Origin of the sequence: Klebsiella sp. 141203 (assembly GCF_032601985.1) — a bacterium.
In the GTDB taxonomy this organism is placed as follows: Bacteria; Pseudomonadota; Gammaproteobacteria; order Enterobacterales; family Enterobacteriaceae; genus Klebsiella; species Klebsiella aerogenes.
This window is the reverse complement of record NZ_JAQIRL010000001.1, coordinates 989,779-1,008,041: the sequence shown is the minus strand read 5'-3', so window position 1 is coordinate 1,008,041 and position 18,263 is coordinate 989,779. Positions and strand designations below refer to the sequence as shown.

General features: G+C 55.3%; 16 protein-coding genes and 1 pseudogene. 10 read left to right on the top strand and 7 right to left on the bottom strand.

Going from position 1 to position 18,263, the window contains the following annotated elements:
• Window positions 1-26: 26 nt before the first annotated feature.
• A complete protein-coding gene (znuB, locus tag PGR29_RS04895) occupies window positions 27-812 on the bottom strand; it encodes a zinc ABC transporter permease subunit ZnuB (RefSeq protein ID WP_045390315.1) in 786 nt (261 codons plus the stop codon).
• Window positions 812-1,564: a zinc ABC transporter ATP-binding protein ZnuC gene (znuC, locus tag PGR29_RS04890; protein ID WP_015705955.1), complete on the bottom strand. Its 753-nt coding sequence runs from the start codon at window positions 1,562-1,564 to the stop codon at window positions 812-814. The genes znuB and znuC overlap by 1 nt, the downstream gene beginning before the upstream one ends.
• A 78-nt stretch (window positions 1,565-1,642) precedes the next feature.
• On the opposite strand from znuC, the gene znuA reads away from it, so the two are divergent.
• From znuA to lpxM, 3 genes are all read left to right on the top strand, one after another.
• Window positions 1,643-2,587 carry a zinc ABC transporter substrate-binding protein ZnuA gene (znuA, locus tag PGR29_RS04885; protein WP_087860665.1) on the top strand — a complete coding sequence of 315 codons (945 nt, stop codon included), beginning with the start codon at window positions 1,643-1,645 and terminating at the stop codon, window positions 2,585-2,587.
• 15 nt (window positions 2,588-2,602) lie between these two features.
• Complete coding sequence (gene mepM, locus PGR29_RS04880) at window positions 2,603-3,922, top strand: murein DD-endopeptidase MepM (RefSeq protein WP_045376156.1); 1,320 nt, start codon at window positions 2,603-2,605, stop codon at window positions 3,920-3,922.
• 126 nt (window positions 3,923-4,048) lie between these two features.
• Entirely contained in the window at window positions 4,049-5,020 is a 972-nt protein-coding gene (gene lpxM / locus PGR29_RS04875; protein WP_045376153.1) for a lauroyl-Kdo(2)-lipid IV(A) myristoyltransferase, read from the top strand.
• Between the two features lie 99 nt (window positions 5,021-5,119).
• On the opposite strand, the gene pyk is transcribed toward lpxM, so the two are convergent.
• Both pyk and PGR29_RS04865 read right to left on the bottom strand, forming a co-directional pair.
• The gene (pyk, locus tag PGR29_RS04870) at window positions 5,120-6,562 is read right to left on the bottom strand and encodes a pyruvate kinase (protein ID WP_015365996.1); all 1,443 of its coding nucleotides are present in this window, start codon (window positions 6,560-6,562) and stop codon (window positions 5,120-5,122) included.
• A gap of 125 nt (window positions 6,563-6,687) precedes the next feature.
• Window positions 6,688-7,592 (bottom strand): annotated as a pseudogene (locus tag PGR29_RS04865) (MurR/RpiR family transcriptional regulator).
• A 319-nt stretch (window positions 7,593-7,911) separates the two neighbouring features.
• On the opposite strand from PGR29_RS04865, the gene zwf reads away from it, so the two are divergent.
• The 3 genes from zwf to PGR29_RS04850 all read left to right on the top strand — a co-directional run bounded on the left by zwf (window position 7,912) and on the right by PGR29_RS04850 (window position 12,101).
• Complete coding sequence (zwf, locus tag PGR29_RS04860) at window positions 7,912-9,387, top strand: glucose-6-phosphate dehydrogenase (RefSeq protein ID WP_045390321.1); 1,476 nt, start codon at window positions 7,912-7,914, stop codon at window positions 9,385-9,387.
• Between the two features lie 222 nt (window positions 9,388-9,609).
• Entirely contained in the window at window positions 9,610-11,421 is a 1,812-nt protein-coding gene (gene edd / locus PGR29_RS04855) for a phosphogluconate dehydratase (RefSeq protein WP_213794538.1), read from the top strand.
• Between the two features lie 38 nt (window positions 11,422-11,459).
• Window positions 11,460-12,101, top strand: a complete 642-nt coding sequence (locus PGR29_RS04850; protein ID WP_015366001.1) for a bifunctional 4-hydroxy-2-oxoglutarate aldolase/2-dehydro-3-deoxy-phosphogluconate aldolase — start codon at window positions 11,460-11,462, stop codon at window positions 12,099-12,101.
• 52 nt (window positions 12,102-12,153) lie between these two features.
• Here the strand turns inward: PGR29_RS04850 and purT are convergent, their stop codons facing one another.
• Window positions 12,154-13,332 carry a formate-dependent phosphoribosylglycinamide formyltransferase gene (gene purT / locus PGR29_RS04845; RefSeq protein WP_316424153.1) on the bottom strand — a complete coding sequence of 393 codons (1,179 nt, stop codon included), beginning with the start codon at window positions 13,330-13,332 and terminating at the stop codon, window positions 12,154-12,156.
• A 136-nt stretch (window positions 13,333-13,468) separates the two neighbouring features.
• Between purT and PGR29_RS04840 the strand changes: the two genes are divergently transcribed.
• The 3 genes from PGR29_RS04840 to ptrB all read left to right on the top strand — a co-directional run bounded on the left by PGR29_RS04840 (window position 13,469) and on the right by ptrB (window position 16,782).
• Entirely contained in the window at window positions 13,469-13,822 is a 354-nt protein-coding gene (locus PGR29_RS04840) for a YebG family protein (RefSeq protein ID WP_113373571.1), read from the top strand.
• Window positions 13,823-13,927: 105 nt separating this feature from the next.
• Window positions 13,928-14,599: a tellurite resistance TerB family protein gene (locus PGR29_RS04835; RefSeq protein ID WP_316424152.1), complete on the top strand. Its 672-nt coding sequence runs from the start codon at window positions 13,928-13,930 to the stop codon at window positions 14,597-14,599.
• A 122-nt stretch (window positions 14,600-14,721) separates the two neighbouring features.
• The gene (gene ptrB / locus PGR29_RS04830; RefSeq protein ID WP_316424151.1) at window positions 14,722-16,782 is read left to right on the top strand and encodes an oligopeptidase B; all 2,061 of its coding nucleotides are present in this window, start codon (window positions 14,722-14,724) and stop codon (window positions 16,780-16,782) included.
• Window positions 16,783-16,784: 2 nt separating this feature from the next.
• Here ptrB and exoX read toward each other — a convergent pair whose 3' ends face one another.
• Both exoX and PGR29_RS04820 read right to left on the bottom strand, forming a co-directional pair.
• A complete protein-coding gene (gene exoX, locus PGR29_RS04825) occupies window positions 16,785-17,444 on the bottom strand; it encodes an exodeoxyribonuclease X (RefSeq protein ID WP_316424150.1) in 660 nt (219 codons plus the stop codon).
• 79 nt (window positions 17,445-17,523) lie between these two features.
• Complete coding sequence (locus PGR29_RS04820; RefSeq protein WP_015366007.1) at window positions 17,524-17,754, bottom strand: DNA polymerase III subunit theta; 231 nt, start codon at window positions 17,752-17,754, stop codon at window positions 17,524-17,526.
• A 134-nt stretch (window positions 17,755-17,888) separates the two neighbouring features.
• Here PGR29_RS04820 and yobA point away from each other — a divergent pair, with 134 nt between their 5' ends.
• A complete protein-coding gene (gene yobA, locus PGR29_RS04815) occupies window positions 17,889-18,263 on the top strand; it encodes a CopC domain-containing protein YobA (protein WP_087860547.1) in 375 nt (124 codons plus the stop codon).

The window sequence follows — 18,263 nt, the reverse complement described above, 5'->3', positions numbered from 1 at the left end:
CTTTCCGCTACCGGGTAGCCTCTCAATCAACTCGCCGCTTTCTTCGTCATACTCAGAACAAACAGCGCCGCTGCGCACAGCACAACCGAAGGGCCTGCAGGGGTATCGTAGAACGCCGAGAAGGTTAATCCCCCGGTTACCGCCAGCATACCCACGCCAACGGCTACTGCGGCCATCTGTTCCGGCGTGCGGGCAAAGCGGCGGGCGGTAGCGGCCGGGATTATCAACAGCGAAGTGATGATCAGCGCGCCGACGAATTTCATTGCCACGCCGATAGTCAATGCCGTCACCAGCATCAGCAACAGTTTAACCCGCTGCAACTTCACGCCGTCAACAAACGCTAAATCAGGGCTGATAGTCATCGCCAGCAGGTTACGCCATTGCCAGAGCAATATCGCGACCACCACCACTACGCCTAATGCAATGGAGATTAAATCCTGTGGGGTTACGGCTAACAGATCGCCAAACAGATAGGCCATCAGGTCGACGCGAACGTTCGACATCAGGCTCACCACCACCAGACCGAGCGACAGCGCGCTGTGGGCCATAATACCCAGCAGGGTATCGACCGCCAGGTGAGGGCGTTTTTCCAGCCACACCAGGCCGCCCGCCAGCAGCAGCGTGACCACGATAACCGCATAAAACGGATTCACGTTGAGCAGCAGACCAAACGCCACCCCAAGCAGCGAAGCATGCGCCAGCGTATCGCCAAAGTAGGACATTCTCCGCCAGACCACGAACGAACCCAGGGGGCCTGCCGCGCAGGCGAGCATCATGCCGGCTAACCAGCCGGGTAACAGTAATTCAATCATTAGCGACCATTTCCCCGACGCAGTACAATCCGCCCCTGCAGGTCGTGGCGGTGATTATGTTGGTGACGATAAATGCCAAGCTGTTCCGCGCCGCGCGGGCCGAACATGGAGATAAATTCCGGATGCATCGAGACCACTTCCGGGGTTCCGGAGCAGCAAATATGCTGGTTCAGGCACAGCACTTCATCGGTTTTGGCCATGACGAGGTGCAGATCGTGGGAAACCATTAAGACCGCGCAGTTCAGCTCCTGACGCAGTTGGTTTATTAAATCATACAGCGCCACCTGCCCATTGACGTCGACGCCCTGGGTAGGTTCATCCAGCACCAGCAGTTGCGGTTGATTCAGCAGGGCTCGCGCCAGCAACACGCGCTGGGTTTCGCCGCCGGAGAGCTTTTGCATTGGCGCATCGATTAGATGCCCGGCCTGCACGCGCTGCAGCGCCGGCATAATATCCTGTTTGCGGGTACCGGGACGTAGGCGCATAAAGCGGCTGACCGTCAGCGGCATGGTCGCATCAAGATGCAGTTTTTGCGGCACATAGCCGATACGCAGATTTTTCTCGCGCTGGATAGCACCTTCTGTCGGCGTCACCAGGCCGAGCACCACGCGCACCAGCGTCGATTTCCCGGCGCCGTTTGGGCCAAGAAGTGTTAAAATTTTGCCTGGTTTTAGCGTTAGCGAAATGTCAGACAACACGCGCCGCTGGCCGTAGACGACCGCGACTTTTTCCAGCGTTACAAGATTCGTCATGTCAAATTAGGGGTTGCACTAGCGATTGAATGTTATAATATCACATCACTTTCGCTCATTACGATGATTAGTCGCATTATGTTACATAAAAATACGCTTCTTTGCGCTGGACTTAGCGCCGCTTTTTTGTTCGCTCATGCCCCGGTGGCTCATGCTGCCGTCGTCGCTTCCATGAAACCCCTTGGCTTTATCGCTTCCGCTATCGCCGATGGCGTAACGGATACCCAGGTTTTGCTACCTGACGGTGCTTCCGAGCATGATTATTCCCTGCGCCCATCTGATGTAAAACGCTTACAGAACGCAGACTTAGTGGTGTGGATTGGTCCAGAAATGGAAGCATTCATGGACAAGTCAACGCAAAGCATTGCGGAGCAGAAAAAGGTCACTATCGCGCAGTTGGATGGGGTGAAACCGTTGCTCATCAAAGGGACGGATGATGACGATGACGAACATGGTCACGAACATGCTAATGGCGAAAAAAGTGACGGCGATCACCATCACGGCATTTACAATATGCATCTGTGGCTCTCCCCAGAGATAGCGCGGCTCTCAGCGGTTGCAATCCACGATAAATTATTGGAACTTATGCCGCAGAGTCGAGCCAAACTTGACGCCAACCTGAAGGAATTTGAGGCAAAATTAGCCGCAACCGACAAACAGGTGAGTAACGAGCTGGCGCCGGTGAAAGGTAAGGGATATTTCGTTTTTCATGACGCCTATGGCTACTACGAAAAACATTACGGTTTGACCTCATTGGGGCATTTTACCGTCAACCCTGAAATCCAGCCTGGTGCGCAGCGTTTACACGAAATAAGAACACAGTTGGTTGAGCAAAAAGCGACTTGCGTTTTTGCTGAGCCACAATTCAGGCCAGCGGTTATCGAAGCTGTTGCCAGGGGGACCTCCGTGCGCATGGGAACCCTGGATCCACTTGGAATCGGAATTAAACTGGGTAAAGACAGTTACCCACAATTCCTGAGCCAGTTGGGGCATCAGTATTCAAGCTGCCTGAAAGGAGATTAACGAGGAAGTGAATACGTGCAACAGATAGCCCGCGCTGTCACTCAGGCATTCAACAACTTGCCGCGACCTCATCGCGTTATGCTGGGGTCGTTGAGCGTTCTAACATTAGCGGTCGCCGTCTGGCGGCCCTACATCTACCACCCGGAATCAGCCCCGATAGTCAGAACGATTGAGCTGGAAAAAAGCGAAATCCGCTCTTTGTTGCCGGAAGCTTCCGAACCCATCGATCAGGCGCCGCAGGAAGAGGAAGCTATCCCGCAGGACGAGCTCGACGATAAATCCGATAGCGACTCCGGCGGCCATGAATATGTGGTTTCTACCGGCGATACGCTGAGCAGTATTCTTAATCAGTACGGTATTGATATGGGCGATATCGCTCAACTCTCCTCTGCTGATAAAGAGCTGCGTAATCTTAAAATTGGTCAACAGCTCTCCTGGACGCTAACCGCTGATGGCGATCTACAAAGCTTGACGTGGGAGATGTCGCGCCGTGAGACGCGTACTTATAACCGCGTCGCCAATGGTTTTAAAATGAGCAGCGAGCTGCAGAAAGGGGATTGGGTCAACAACGTCCTGAAAGGCACCGTTGGCGCCAGCTTCGTTTCCAGCGCTCGTGATGCTGGCCTCACCAGTACGGAAATCAGCGCGGTCATCAAAGCGATGCAGTGGCAGATGGACTTCCGTAAGCTGAAAAAAGGCGATGAATTCTCGGTTCTGATGTCGCGTGAAATGCTGGATGGCAAGCGCGAGCAGAGCCAGCTGTTAGGCGTGCGTTTACGTTCCGATGGCAAAGACTATTACGCGATCCGTGCCGAAGATGGCAAATTCTACGATCGCAACGGTACGGGTCTGGCGAAGGGCTTCCTGCGCTTCCCGACCTCGCGTCAGTTCCGCGTGTCGTCTAACTTCAACCCGCGTCGCCTGAATCCGGTGACCGGTCGCGTCGCGCCGCATCGCGGCGTTGACTTCGCTATGCCGCAGGGCACGCCGGTGCTTTCCGTCGGCGATGGTGAAGTGGTGGTGGCGAAACGCAGCGGCGCGGCAGGCTACTATGTTGCCGTGCGTCATGGCCGCACCTATACCACCCGTTATATGCACCTGCGTAAGCTGCTGGTGAAACCGGGGCAGAAAGTGAAACGCGGCGACCGTATCGCGCTGTCGGGCAATACCGGACGTTCTACTGGCCCGCACCTGCACTATGAAGTCTGGATCAACCAGCAGGCGGTTAACCCGCTGACGGCAAAACTGCCGCGTACCGAAGGTTTAACCGGTTCCGACCGTACCGATTACCTGGCGCAGGCCAAAGAGGTTATCCCGCAGCTGCGCTTTGATTAGTCTGAATTATCTTCACTGAAAGCCGGTGCCCGCTATGCGCCGGCTTTTTCTTTTGTGCGATGAGTGACGTATCGCTAAACTAAGCCATTATCTTTATTGATTGAGCAGACCTTCTGCGGACCGGGCATGGAAACGAAAAAAAATAACATTGAATTTATCCCCAAATTTGAGAAATCTTTTTTACTGCCGCGCTACTGGGGCGCGTGGCTGGGCGTTTTCGCCTTCGCCGGAATCGCGCTGACGCCTCCCTCTTTCCGCGACCCCATTCTCGGCAAACTGGGGCGTTTTGTAGGCCGTCTGGCAAAAAGCTCCCGCCGTCGGGCGCAGATTAACCTGCTGTACTGCTTCCCGGAAAAAAGCGAACAAGAGCGTGAAGCTATCATTGATGCGATGTATATGTCGGCTCCGCAGGCAATGGTGATGATGGCCGAACTCGGCATGCGCGATCCGCAGCGCGTGATGTCCCGCGTTGACTGGCAGGGGAAAGAGATCATTGACGAGATGCGCCGTAATAATGAAAAGGTCATCTTTTTAGTGCCGCACGCCTGGGGCGTGGATATTCCGGCGATGCTGATGGCTTCAGGCGGGCAAAAAATGGCGGCGATGTTCCATAACCAGGGAAATCCGGTCTTTGATTACGTCTGGAACACCGTACGCCGTCGTTTTGGCGGGCGCATGCACGCGCGTAACGATGGTATCAAGCCGTTTATTCAATCGGTGCGCCAGGGCTACTGGGGCTATTATCTGCCCGACCAGGATCACGGCGCCGAGCATAGCGAATTTGTCGATTTCTTTGCGACTTACAAAGCGACGCTCCCGGCGATTGGCCGTCTGATGAAAGTCTGCCGTGCGCGCGTAGTGCCGCTGTTCCCGGTGTATGACGGTAAAACGCATCGTCTGACGGTACTGGTACGCCCGCCGATGGACGACCTGCTGGAAGCCGATGACACGACGATTGCGCGCCGTATGAACGAAGAGGTTGAGATTTTCGTCAGGCCGCACACCGAACAGTATACCTGGATCCTGAAACTGCTGAAGACGCGTAAGCCGGGCGAAACTGAGCCTTATAAGCGCAAAGAACTGTTTCCGAAGAAGTAAGCTGTATGCTGCGCTGAGCGGGGCTATGGCGCCTGCATTTACCAGAATAACAAGCATAAAAAAGCCTCCATAAGGAGGCTTTCCCATCACTGAAGGCGATTACTCGACGGTCAGAATACGGGTGGTGTTGGTGCTGCCAATGGTGCTCATCACGTCGCCCTGGGTGACGACCACCAGGTCGCCGGAGACCAGATAGCCTTTATCACGCAGCAGGTTAACCGCATCGTGCGCGGCGGCAACGCCGTCGTTATGGCTATCGAAATGCACCGGCGTCACGCCACGATAGAGCGCCGTCAGGTTCAGGGTGCGCTCGTGACGGGAGAGGGCGAAAATCGGCAGGCCGGAACTGATACGCGAAGTCATCAGCGCGGTGCGGCCGGACTCGGTCATGGTGATAATCGCGGTAATGCCTTTCAGGTGGTTGGCCGCATACATCGCCGACATGGCAATCGCTTCTTCGACATTGTCGAACTGGACGTCAAGACGGTGTTTGGAAACGTTGAGACTTGGGATCTTCTCTGCGCCCAGGCACACGCGCGCCATCGCGGCGACGGTTTCTGACGGATACTGGCCGGCAGCGGTTTCTGCGGACAGCATTACGGCATCGGTACCGTCCAGCACGGCGTTCGCCACGTCCATGACTTCCGCACGGGTCGGCATTGGATTGGTGATCATCGATTCCATCATCTGCGTGGCGGTGATGACCGAGCGGTTAAGCTGGCGAGCGCGGCGAATCAGCGCCTTCTGGATACCCACCAGTTCCGGATCGCCGATTTCCACACCGAGATCGCCGCGAGCCACCATCACCACGTCGGAGGCGAGAATAACGTCGTCCATGGCATCCTGATCGCAGACCGCTTCCGCACGTTCGACTTTGGCGACGATTTTCGCATCGCAGCCAGCGTCACGGGCCAGACGGCGAGCGTAGTTCAGGTCTTCGCCGCAACGCGGGAAGGAGACCGCCAGGTAATCAACGCCAATTTTTGCGGCGGTAACGATGTCGGCTTTGTCTTTATCGGTTAATGCTTCTGCAGATAGCCCGCCGCCGAGTTTGTTGATACCTTTATTGTTAGATAGCGGGCCACCAACGGTAACTTCGGTGAAAACTTTCATCCCCTGTACTTCCAGGACCTTCAGCTGCACGCGACCATCGTCGAGCAGCAGGATATCGCCTGGCACGACGTCCGCCGGCAGGCCTTTATAGTCGATGCCGACTTTTTCTTTATCGCCTTCACCTTTACCCAGGTTGGCGTCGAGCAGGAATTTGTCGCCAATGTTAAGGAAAATTTTGCCTTCTTTGAAGGTAGAGACGCGGATTTTCGGCCCCTGCAGGTCGCCGAGAATCGCTACGTGACGGCCCAGTTTTGCTGCAATTTCACGGACTTTGTCTGCGCGGAGCTGGTGATCTTCCGGGGTACCGTGAGAGAAGTTCATGCGTACGACGTTAGCGCCCGCGGCGATAACCTTTTCGAGGTTGTTATCGCGGTCAGTTGCCGGACCTAAGGTCGTTACGATTTTGGTTCTGCGAAGCCTTCTGGACATGTAATACTCCGTTGACTAAAACAACTTTGGTGTTGCGTGAACATGGATTCGGTAGCGCCAAATCCGCTAACGGGCGGAACTGCTACGCTGCCGAGACATAATTGGTCTCTGACTTATAATGACTATTATTGTTTATCACTACTCATGAGTAGTTCTTTATCAAAGCGCGATTCCTTCAGCGCTTCCTTGACCCTCTTCAAGTTATCTCTGAATTTTGCTCCGCGGCGCAGGGTGAAGCCGGTCGCCAGCACATCAATTACCGTGAGCTGGGCCAGACGCGACACCATTGGCATATAAATATCGGTGTCTTCCGGGACGTCCAGAGTAATGGCCAGCGTCGACTCCCGCGCCAGCGGGGTGCCGGCTGAAGTAATGGCAATGACCATGGCATCGTTTTCACGCGCCAGCTGCGCCAGTTCAACCAGGCTTTTGGTGCGCCCGGTGTGTGAAATGATGACCACCACGTCATCATCGTTACAATTCATACAGCTCATGCGCTGCAGGACAATATCGTCGGAGTAGATGACCGGGACGTTAAAACGGAAAAATTTATTCATCGCGTCATGCGCGACGGCGGCTGAAGACCCCAGGCCGAAGAAGGAAATTTTCTTCGCCTGGGTAAGCAGATCCACTGCCCGGTTGACCGCCGACATATCCAGCGCGTGATGCACCTGATCGAGGCTGGCCATTGCTGATTCGAAAATTTTCGCCGTATAGGATTCGACGCTGTCGTCTTCATCGACATTACGGTTAACATAGAGGGTACCGTGTGCCAGACTTTGTGCCAGATGCAGTTTAAAATCGGGGAAGCCCCGGGTTTCCAGGCTGCGACAAAATCGGTTTACGGTCGGCTCGCTGACGCCGGCTTCCAGCGCCAGGGCCGCAATGCTTGAGTGAATGGCCTGCGCCGGGGTGGCAAGAATGACTTCCGCCACTTTGCGTTCAGATTTGCTAAGGTTTTCCAGTCGGGACTGGATTTTTTCCAGCATGTTCATTGTTTACAGGCGCTCATCAATGGAAACGATTTCATTAATGGGTGAAATCATCAGGCGTTTTAGCAAGAATATACCCCTCCGCAATCAGAAGCGGTGAGGAATGACGAGAAAAAATGTCGTTTTTTTTCATTACATGATCAGAGTCGTATTTTACTAACTGAAAACCAGACGAAACAACGAACATTCTTAGCCTGATGCCCAATTTGTCGGCGAACGCTTTTCCTCTATGTGCGGTAACGTCGGGAAAGCACCGCCAAGGGTTTCAGGAAATTCGTAAACACAGTACAGTGCAGCGTAAGAAAATTACAAATTTAGCCTGGCATAAGCACCAGACTATCAACTGAGGAGAATGACATGGCGGTAACGCAAACGGCCCAGGCATGCGATCTGGTCATTTTCGGCGCGAAAGGTGACCTCGCGCGCCGTAAACTGTTGCCTTCCCTGTATCAGCTTGAAAAGGCTGGCCAGATTAACCCTGAAACCCGCATCATCGGCGTAGGTCGCGCCGATTGGGATAAAGACGCTTACACTAAAGTCGTGCGTGAAGCGTTAGAAACCTTCATGAAAGAGAAAATCGACGAAGGTCTATGGGATACCCTGAGCGGTCGTCTGGACTTCTGTAACCTTGATGTCAACGATACCAGCGGTTTTACGCGTCTGGGCGAAATGCTGGATCAGGAAAACCGCGTCACCATTAACTACTTCGCGATGCCGCCCAGCACATTCGGCGCTATCTGCAAAGGTCTGGGCGAAGCGAAGCTGAATGCCAAGCCCGCGCGGGTGGTGATGGAAAAACCGCTCGGAACCTCGCTGGAAACCTCGCGTGAAATCAATGACCAGGTGGGTGAGTATTTCGAAGAGTGCCAGGTTTACCGTATCGACCATTACCTGGGCAAAGAGACGGTACTGAACCTGTTGGCGCTGCGCTTTGCTAACTCCTTGTTCGTCAATAACTGGGACTGCCGCACCATTGACCACGTTGAAATCACCGTGGCGGAAGAAGTGGGTATTGAAGGCCGCTGGGGTTATTTCGATCAAGCCGGGCAGATGCGCGACATGATCCAGAACCATCTGCTGCAGATCCTGTGCATGATCGCCATGTCGCCGCCGTCCGATCTGACTGCCGACAGCATCCGCGATGAAAAAGTGAAAGTGCTGAAATCGCTGCGCCGTATCGATCGCTCGAACGTGCGTGAGAAAACCGTCCGCGGTCAGTACACCGCCGGGTTTGCGCAAGGCAAAAAAGTACCGGGCTATCTGGAAGAAGAGGGCGCTAACAAATCCAGTAATACGGAGACCTTTGTGGCCATCCGCGTGGATATCGATAACTGGCGCTGGGCTGGGGTTCCGTTTTACCTGCGTACCGGTAAACGCCTGCCGACGAAATGCTCCGAAGTGGTGGTTTACTTCAAAACTCCGGAACTGAACCTGTTCAAAGAGACCTGGCAGGAGCTGCCGCAGAACAAATTGACCATTCGTCTGCAGCCGGATGAAGGTGTTGATATTCAGGTGCTTAACAAAGTTCCAGGCCTCGATCACAAGCATAATCTGCAGATCACCAAGCTGGATCTGAGCTACTCCGAAACCTTCAATCAAACTCACCTGGCGGATGCCTACGAACGCCTGCTGTTGGAAACCATGCGCGGTATCCAGGCGCTGTTCGTGCGTCGCGATGAAGTAGAAGAAGCGTGGAAGTGGGTAGACTCCATAACCGGCGCATGGGCGGCCGACGGCGACGCGCCGAAGCCTTATCAGGCAGGGACCTGGGGCCCGGTGGCGTCGGTGGCGATGATCACCCGCGATGGCCGTTCCTGGAACGAATTCGAGTAAGTGTATCGTTAATCCGGGAGAGTTATTTTACCGGTAACATGATCTGGCGCAGTCTGGCGCATAATTTTTAATCTTTTAAGCCCCGGGAGGATTCACCCCCGGGGCTTTTTTTATTACACTGCTCGTAGACATTTTGCCCCTGAGCCCCAGTGGTGGTGCCATTTACACCATTCTTCGACGTCATCGCGCGGTGGCCGGACAGATAAATTTTGAGGAGCCTCTATGAATTCGACAATGTTACGGGTAACAAATCGCATTATCGAACGGTCGCGCGAAACCCGCTCAGCCTACCTCGCACGGATTAATCAAGCCAAAAGCGATACCGTCCATCGTTCACAGTTGGCCTGCGGCAACCTGGCGCACGGTTTTGCCGCCTGTCAGTCAGAAGATAAAGCGTCGCTGAAGAGCATGTTGCGCAACAACATCGCTATTATCACCTCCTATAACGATATGTTGTCCGCTCACCAGCCTTATGAACATTATCCGGATATCATCCGTAAAGCCTTGCACTCCGCCAATGCGGTAGGGCAAGTGGCTGGTGGCGTGCCGGCAATGTGTGACGGCGTGACGCAGGGCCAGGATGGCATGGAGCTGTCGCTGCTGAGCCGCGAAGTGATTGCCATGTCTGCCGCCATCGGCCTGTCGCACAATATGTTCGATGGCGCGTTGTATCTTGGCGTATGCGATAAAATTGTTCCCGGACTGACCATGGCGGCGCTCTCCTTCGGCCATCTGCCGTCGGTGTTTATTCCGTCTGGTCCGATGGCCAGCGGCCTGCCGAACAAAGAAAAAGTGCGCATTCGTCAGCTGTACGCCGAAGGTAAAGTTGACCGTATGGCGCTGCTTGAATCCGAAGCCGCCTCTTATCATGCCCCGGGCACCTGTACCTTCTACGGTACCGCCAACACCAACCAGATGGTGGTTGAGTTTATGGGCATGCAGCTGCCAGGTTCCTCGTTTGTTCATCCGGACGCCCCGTTGCGCGAAGCGCTGACCAGCGCCGCAGCTCGTCAGGTGACGCGCATGACCGGCAACGGCAATGAGTGGATGCCGCTGGGTAAAATGATTGACGAAAAAGTGGTGGTCAACGGTATCGTTGCGCTGCTGGCGACCGGCGGCTCCACCAACCATACGATGCACCTGGTGGCGATGGCGCGCGCGGCGGGCATTATCATTAACTGGGATGATTTCTCCGATCTTTCTGATGTGGTGCCGCTGCTGGCGCGTCTGTATCCAAACGGTCCGGCGGACATTAACCACTTCCAGGCGGCAGGCGGCGTGCCGGTACTGGTGCGCGAGCTGCTGAAAGGCGGATTGCTGCATGAAGATGTCAATACCGTCGCCGGCTTCGGCTTGTCGCGTTACACCATGGAACCATGGCTGAATAACGGCGAACTGGACTGGCGTGAAGGGGCGACCGCGCCGCTTGACGATCAGGTCATCGCTACCTTCGAGAAACCGTTCTCCCGCCATGGCGGTACCAAAGTGCTGAGCGGTAACCTCGGTCGTGCGGTAATGAAAACCTCCGCAGTGCCGGTTGAGAACCAGATTATCGAAGCGCCAGCGGTCGTCTTTGAGAGCCAGCACGACGTGCTACCCGCGTTTGAAGCGGGGCTGCTGGATAAAGATTGCGTAGTCGTCGTACGCCATCAGGGGCCGAAAGCGAACGGCATGCCAGAATTACATAAACTTATGCCGCCACTTGGTGTATTATTGGACCGCCGTTTCAAAATTGCGCTGGTCACCGATGGCCGACTTTCCGGCGCATCAGGCAAGGTACCGTCAGCCATCCATGTAACTCCTGAAGCCTACGATGGCGGGCTGCTGGCGAAAGTGCGCGATGGCGACATCATTCGCGTTAACGGGCAGACCGGCGAGTTGACCCTGCTGGTCGATGAAGCCGAACTGGCCGCCCGCCAGCCGCATATTCCTGACCTGAGAAGCTCGCGGGTCGGTACCGGCCGCGAGATGTTCGGCGCGCTGCGCGAGAAGCTCTCCGGAGCCGAGCAGGGCGCAACCTGCATCACTTTTTAAGACGATTCGATTTGTAGATCTGGCGAGAGAAAACTCTGATGAAAAACTGGAAAACAACTGCAGAAGCAATCCTGACTAACGGCCCGGTCGTACCGGTTATCGTGGTGAAAAAGCTGGAACACGCGGTGCCGATGGCGAAAGCGCTGGTTGCAGGCGGTGTACGCGTTCTGGAAGTCACGCTGCGCACCGAGTGCGCGCTGGAAGCTATCCGCGCTATCGCCAAAGAAGTGCCGGAGGCGATTGTCGGCGCCGGCACCGTGACCAACGTTGAGCAACTGAAAGCCGTTACTGAAGCAGGCGCGCAGTTCGCTATTAGCCCGGGCCTGACCGAATCCCTGCTGAAAGCGGCGACCGGCGAAGGCACTATCCCGCTGATCCCGGGTATTAGCACCGTATCCGAGCTGATGCTGGGCATGCAGTATGGCCTGAAAGAGTTCAAATTCTTCCCGGCGGAAGCGAACGGCGGCGTGAAAGCGCTGCAGGCGATTGCGGGTCCATTCGGCCACATTCGTTTTTGCCCGACCGGCGGCATCTCTCCGGCGAATTACCGCGACTATCTGGCGCTTAACAGCGTGCTGTGCATCGGCGGCTCCTGGCTGGTTCCAGCCGACGCGCTGGAAAACGGCGACTACGATCGCATCACCAAACTGGCCCGCGAAGCGGTAGAAGGCGCGAAATAATTTCTGCGCCTTAAATGACAGAAGCCCGGCGGCGTGAGCGACCGGGCTTTTTTTATCCCTTCACGACAACCGCGGCGGCGGCGGTTTTGGCGCGGCTGATGGCTTCATCGACGTTATCAGCAACCGCCAGCGTAACGCCCAGGCGACGCGCGCCGGCGATTTCCGGTTTACCGAACAGACGCAACTGCAGACCCGCGCCGACGGCGGCCTGCAGATTGCTAAAGGTCACGTTCTCACTGGTTAGCTGCGGTAAAATCACCGCCGATGCCGCCGGGCCATACTGGCGGATGGCGCCGATCGGCAGGCTAAGGAAGGCGCGAACGTGCAGGGCGAATTCCGATAGATCCTGCGAGATCAGAGTGACCATACCGGTATCGTGTGGGCGAGGGGAGACTTCGCTGAAGATCACCTCATCGCCGCAAACGAACAATTCAACGCCGAAGAGCCCATATCCACCCAGCGCCAGCACCACTTTGCGGGCGATCTCCTGCGCGCGTTGCAGCGCGAGATCGCTCATCTGTTGGGGCTGCCAGGATTCACGGTAGTCGCCATCTTCCTGACGATGGCCTACCGGGGCGCAAAAGTGGACGCCGTCGACGGCGCTGACGGTGAGCAGCGTAATTTCAAAATCAAAATTTACCACTCCTTCGACGATGACGCGTCCGGCGCCTGCGCGCCCGCCCTGTTGAGCGTATTGCCAGGCGGCGCTGAGCTGCTCAGCCGAGCGGATAAAGCTTTGGCCTTTACCCGAGGAGCTCATCACCGGCTTAACGATACAAGGCAAACCAATTTCGTCGACGGCAGCGCGGAACCCCTCTTCACTGTCGGCAAAACGATAGGCAGAGGTGGGAATTTGCAGCTCTTCGGCCGCGAGGCGGCGAATGCCTTCGCGATTCATGGTGAGTTTTGCGGCTCTCGCCGTCGGCACTACTTTTTGCCCGGCCTGCTCCAGCTCAACAAGCGTGTCGGTGGCAATGGCTTCGATCTCCGGCACGATATAATCCGGTTTTTCTAAGGCGATCAGTTCACGCAGCGCGTCGCCGTGCAGCATGTTGATGACGTGAGAACGATGGGCCACCTGCATCGCCGGCGCATCGGGATAGCGGTCGACGGCTATGGTTTCAATACCCAACCGCTGGCATTCAATGGCGACTTCTTTTCCGAGCTCGCCGGAACCTAACAACATTACCTTCGTGGCCGCGGGGCGCAGCGCGGTACCTAATAAAGTCATAACCTACTCTCAGCGTAAACAGAACATGCCGCGCATTATAAACGAAAACGTTTGCGTCTGTCTTTACACGCGTAAGTTGAGAACAGCGGCGAAATTTGATATACTGTATATAAATACAGTATAAAGAGGCTGCACAATGGCGGTTGAAATCAAATACGTCGTGATCCGTGAAGGTGAGGAAAAAATGTCTTTTGCCAGCAAAAAAGAGGCCGATGCTTACGACAAAATGCTCGATTTGGCAGAGGTGCTCAATGACTGGCTGGTCGCGTGCCCGCTGGAATTAGATGAAGCTCAGCGTGACAATATGTCGATGTGGCTGGCCGAGCGCAAAGACGCCTTACACCACATTCTGAAGTCAGGGAAATTGCCGGAAGCAGAAGATCATGCTGATGCGGCGGCAGAAATGCCGGAGTCGGCAATTGCCGAGGCTGAGTCCTCTTCCGCCGAAGAAGGCGCCGCAAAAAAGCCGCGGAAAGTGAAAGCTGCCTGATAACCGGGCGCAACGGAAATTTTCGCATCTTTAGCCAGCCATAACATTTCCTGACGTCTCGTCGTTTAGGCTGATGGCATCGCATCTCGCGCTATGAGGAATGTTATGGCTAACTGGCTTAATCAACTTCAGTCCCTGCTGGGTCAGCAGGGCAATCCCGTCTCCGCTGAAAAGTCTTCATCCGCTAAAAATCTGCTGCCTGGCGCCTTGGGTGGCCTTGCGGGCTTATTGGTCGCCAGCAAATCATCGCGCAAGCTGCTGGCGAAATATGGCACCGGCGCGCTGCTGGTTGGCGGCGGCGCGGTGGCAGGCAGCGTGCTGTGGAATAAGTATCAGCAAAAAATGCGCGGCCAGCAGGCGGATATCGTGACACAGACATCAACAGCGTCTGCCCAGGAACCGGTTGTGCTTGATGCGCGCAGCGAGCGGCAGATTACCGCGCTAGTCTTTGCCGCCAAAAGCGACGGTCATATTGACGAGCGTGAACGTCAGCATATAGAAGAGCAGTTGCGAGCGGCGAACATCGACGTGCAGGGCCGGGTGTTGATCGACAGGGTTTTAACCCAGCCGCTCGACCCGCAGCGGCTGGCGCAAAGCGTGCGCGATGGGCAAGAAGCGCTGGAAATTTACTACCTCAGCTGTGCGGTAATTGATATCGACCATTTTATGGAGCGCAGCTACCTGGATGCGCTCGGTGACGCGCTCAAACTGCCTGAAGATGTCCGCGAAGAGATAGAACGCGATGTTCAGGCGCAAAAGCAGGCGCTTGATTCTTAAAAGAGAGCGTTCCGCTTGCATCGCTGGCCACTTTTGCCACCCTTATAGACACGACATCGTTCAGGGCGCACGATGCCCTGAGTGATTTTGTGATTCCATAATAAGACGCAGAAGAATAACGCATGCTACCGAAAGCCAAACGGATCCCCCACGCCATGACGCTACATGGCGACACTCGCATCGATAATTACTACTGGCTGCGCGATGACGAACGCGCGCGCCCGGAAGTGCTGGATTATCTCCATCAGGAAAATGACTACGGTAAAAAGGTGATGGACTCGCAAAGCAGCCTGCAGGAGCGGGTGCTGAAAGAAATCATCGATCGCATTCCGCAGCGGGAGGTCTCCGCACCTTATAGCAAAAATGGCTACCGCTATCGTCAGGTCTATGAACCCGGCTGTGAATACGCGATTTACCAACGTCAGTCAGTGCTCAAAGAAGAGTGGGATGAATGGGAGATTTTGCTCGACGCCAACCAGCGGGCGGCGAAAAGCGAATTCTACACTCTCGGCGGATTAGGCATCGCGCCGAACAACCAGCTGATGGCGGTGGCGGAAGATTATCTTTCACGGCGTCAGTACGGCTTACGTTTTAAGGATCTGAACAGCGGCGAATGGTCGGCTGAAATCCTGGAAAACGTCACGCCAGGATTCGCCTGGAGCAACGACTCGCGCTTCTTGTGGTATGTGCGCAAACATCCGACGACGCTGCTGCCTTATCAGGTCTGGCGGCATGCCATTGGCACCACCGCAGATAACGATGTCCTGGTCTACGAAGAGAAAGACGACACGTTTTACGTCAGCGTGCATAAGACTACCTCCCAGCAGTTTGTGGTGATTTATCTTGCCAGCGCCACCACCAGCGAAGTGTTATTACTTAACCCGGAGCTTCCCGATGCGGCACCGGTGTGTTTTTTGCCACGACGTAAGGATCATGAATATAGCCTCGACCATTATCAGCACGCGTTTTATCTGCGTTCTAATCGCGAGGGCAAAAACTTCGGGCTTTACCGCACCGTGCTCCGCGATGAAGACCAGTGGCAGACGCTGATCCCAGCGCGTCCTGACGTGATGCTCGAAGGCTTTACTCTATTCACCGACTGGCTGGTGGTTGAGGAGCGTCAGCGTGGCTTGACCAGCCTGCGGCAAATCAACCGTAAAACGCGAGAAGTGGTAGGTATCGCCTTTGACGATCCCGCCTACGTCACCTGGCTTGCCTATAATCCGGAACCGGAGACCTCGCGGCTACGCTATGGTTATTCATCAATGACTACTCCGGATACGCTGTTTGAGCTGGATATGGATACCGGCGAGCGGCGGGTTATCAAACAACAGGAAGTGCAGGGCTTTGACGCTGCCTGTTATCGCAGCGAACATCTGTGGGTGACAGCGCGTGACGGCGTGGAGGTGCCGGTATCGCTGGTCTATCACCGCGAACACTTTCGTAAAGGGGCCAACCCGCTACTGGTGTACGGCTATGGCTCTTACGGCGCCAGCATGGACGCCGATTTTAGCGCCAGCCGTCTGAGCCTGCTGGATCGCGGTTTTGTCTTTGCAATAGCCCATATTCGCGGCGGCGGCGAACTTGGCCAGCGGTGGTATGAAGACGGCAAATTCCTCAACAAAAAGAATACCTTTAACGATTATCTGGACGTCTGCGATGCGCTGCTGGCGCAGGGATATGGCGACCCTAAATTATGTTATGGCATGGGCGGCAGCGCCGGCGGCATGCTGATGGGCGTGGCGATTAACCAACGACCGGAGTTGTTCCATGGCGTAGTGGCGCAGGTGCCGTTTGTTGACGTACTGACCACCATGCTCGACGAATCTATTCCGCTCACTACCGGTGAGTTTGAGGAGTGGGGAAACCCGCAGGACGAAACCTATTATCACTATATGAAGAGCTATAGCCCCTATGATGGCGTATCTGCCCAGGCTTATCCGCATATGCTAGTGACCACCGGGCTGCATGATTCGCAGGTGCAATATTGGGAGCCCGCGAAGTGGGTGGCGAAGCTACGCGAGCTGAAAACCGACGACAATCTGCTGCTGCTATGTACCGATATGGATTCCGGGCATGGCGGCAAGTCGGGACGGTTTAAAAGCTACGAGGGCGTGGCATTGGAATACGCCTTTTTAATCGCCCTCGCGCAGGGGACTTTGCCCGGCAAGGTGGAAGTGTAGCGTTACTCGCCGAGATAGTGTTTAAGGGTCAGACGCAGTTCCGGGCTCATCCGGTCCAGGTTATTGAACAGCCAACGTAAATAGCCTGGATCGTTTTCCGCCACTTCCGACACCGCTTTGCCGCGATATTTGCCGAAGGTAAAGGTAGTCAGCAGCGCCGGGCGGCCGGTAATGTTGGCCATTTCATCCGGCGACCAGCCGGAGACCTGCATAATATCCAGCAGTAAGGCGGCGGTGATATAGCAGTCGTACAGCGCGCGGTGGTGATGCAAACCCGACGGGGTAGCTACGCTCAGCTTGCGCGACTTATACAACCCCATATTGCTGTACTTAATCCCCGGCCACAGGCGGCGCGCCAGCTTCATAGTACAAATCCACTCGCCGTTCATTTCCGGTAATACCCGGCGATCGAAACTGGCGTTATGGGCGACATACCATGGGCTGCCCTGGTAGTGCGGCACGATTTCTTCAATCCAGGGCTTATCGGCCACCATCTCTTCAGTAATGCGATGGATTGCCATTGCCTGCGGGCTGATTGGGCGGTCAGGGCGCACCAGATGACTCATGGGATTCGTTATCTGGCCGTCGATGATATCGACGGAGGCAATTTCAACTATGCCGCCCTGTAAACCGCAGGTTTCGGTATCGATTACGCGCAGCATGGCTTACTCCTCGCCAAAAACACCAGCGTAATAGAATGCGCGGCGGTTGCCAATGGGCAGAATCTCAAGGAATGAGCAATCATTTCGCTTTCGGTTCATACGGCAGGCGGGAAAGTGACACGGATGCCAGACGGTGCGCGATCAGTCGTTCACGAAACCAGTCGCGCAGGTGAGCGGGTTGCTCTCGTTCGACGAGATCGGCAACGACGGGCATATTGTAGCGTTCTTTAAAAGCGACGCCGGCCGCTGCGAGGTCAACGTTGACCTTGTCCATTTCATCTTGCGAAATTTTTGCCAGATTATTTGCCATCAGTACCTCCTTCATTACGGCGCAAAAGTTACTAAGCGTGACGCTGAAAGGCAAGTCCCGGATGCTTAGCTCGACTCTGCTATTATACAGGGTTATTCTCTGTCCAACATACATAACAAAAAGGAATGACGTTAATGCGAAACATCGCCGGACGCGCGCTATACGCCGCCGTATTTCTCAGCGCTATGTTGACCACCGCCAGCGCTTTTGCCCATGCCCATCTCCAGCAACAAATCCCGGCGGCCGATTCGACGGTCTCAACGTCGCCGCAGGCGCTCACCTTAACCTTCAGCGAAGGGGTGGAAACCACTTTCAGCGGCGTGACCCTCAGCGGCCCGCAGAATAAACCAGTGGCTACCGGCAAATTGGCCCGCAGCGACGGTAATAAAGCGCAATTAACGCTGCCGCTGAATGAACCGCTGGCGGCGGGCGAGTACACCGTAGAGTGGCATGTGGTCTCCGTTGACGGCCATAAGACCAAAGGGCAATACCACTTCAGCGTGAAATAA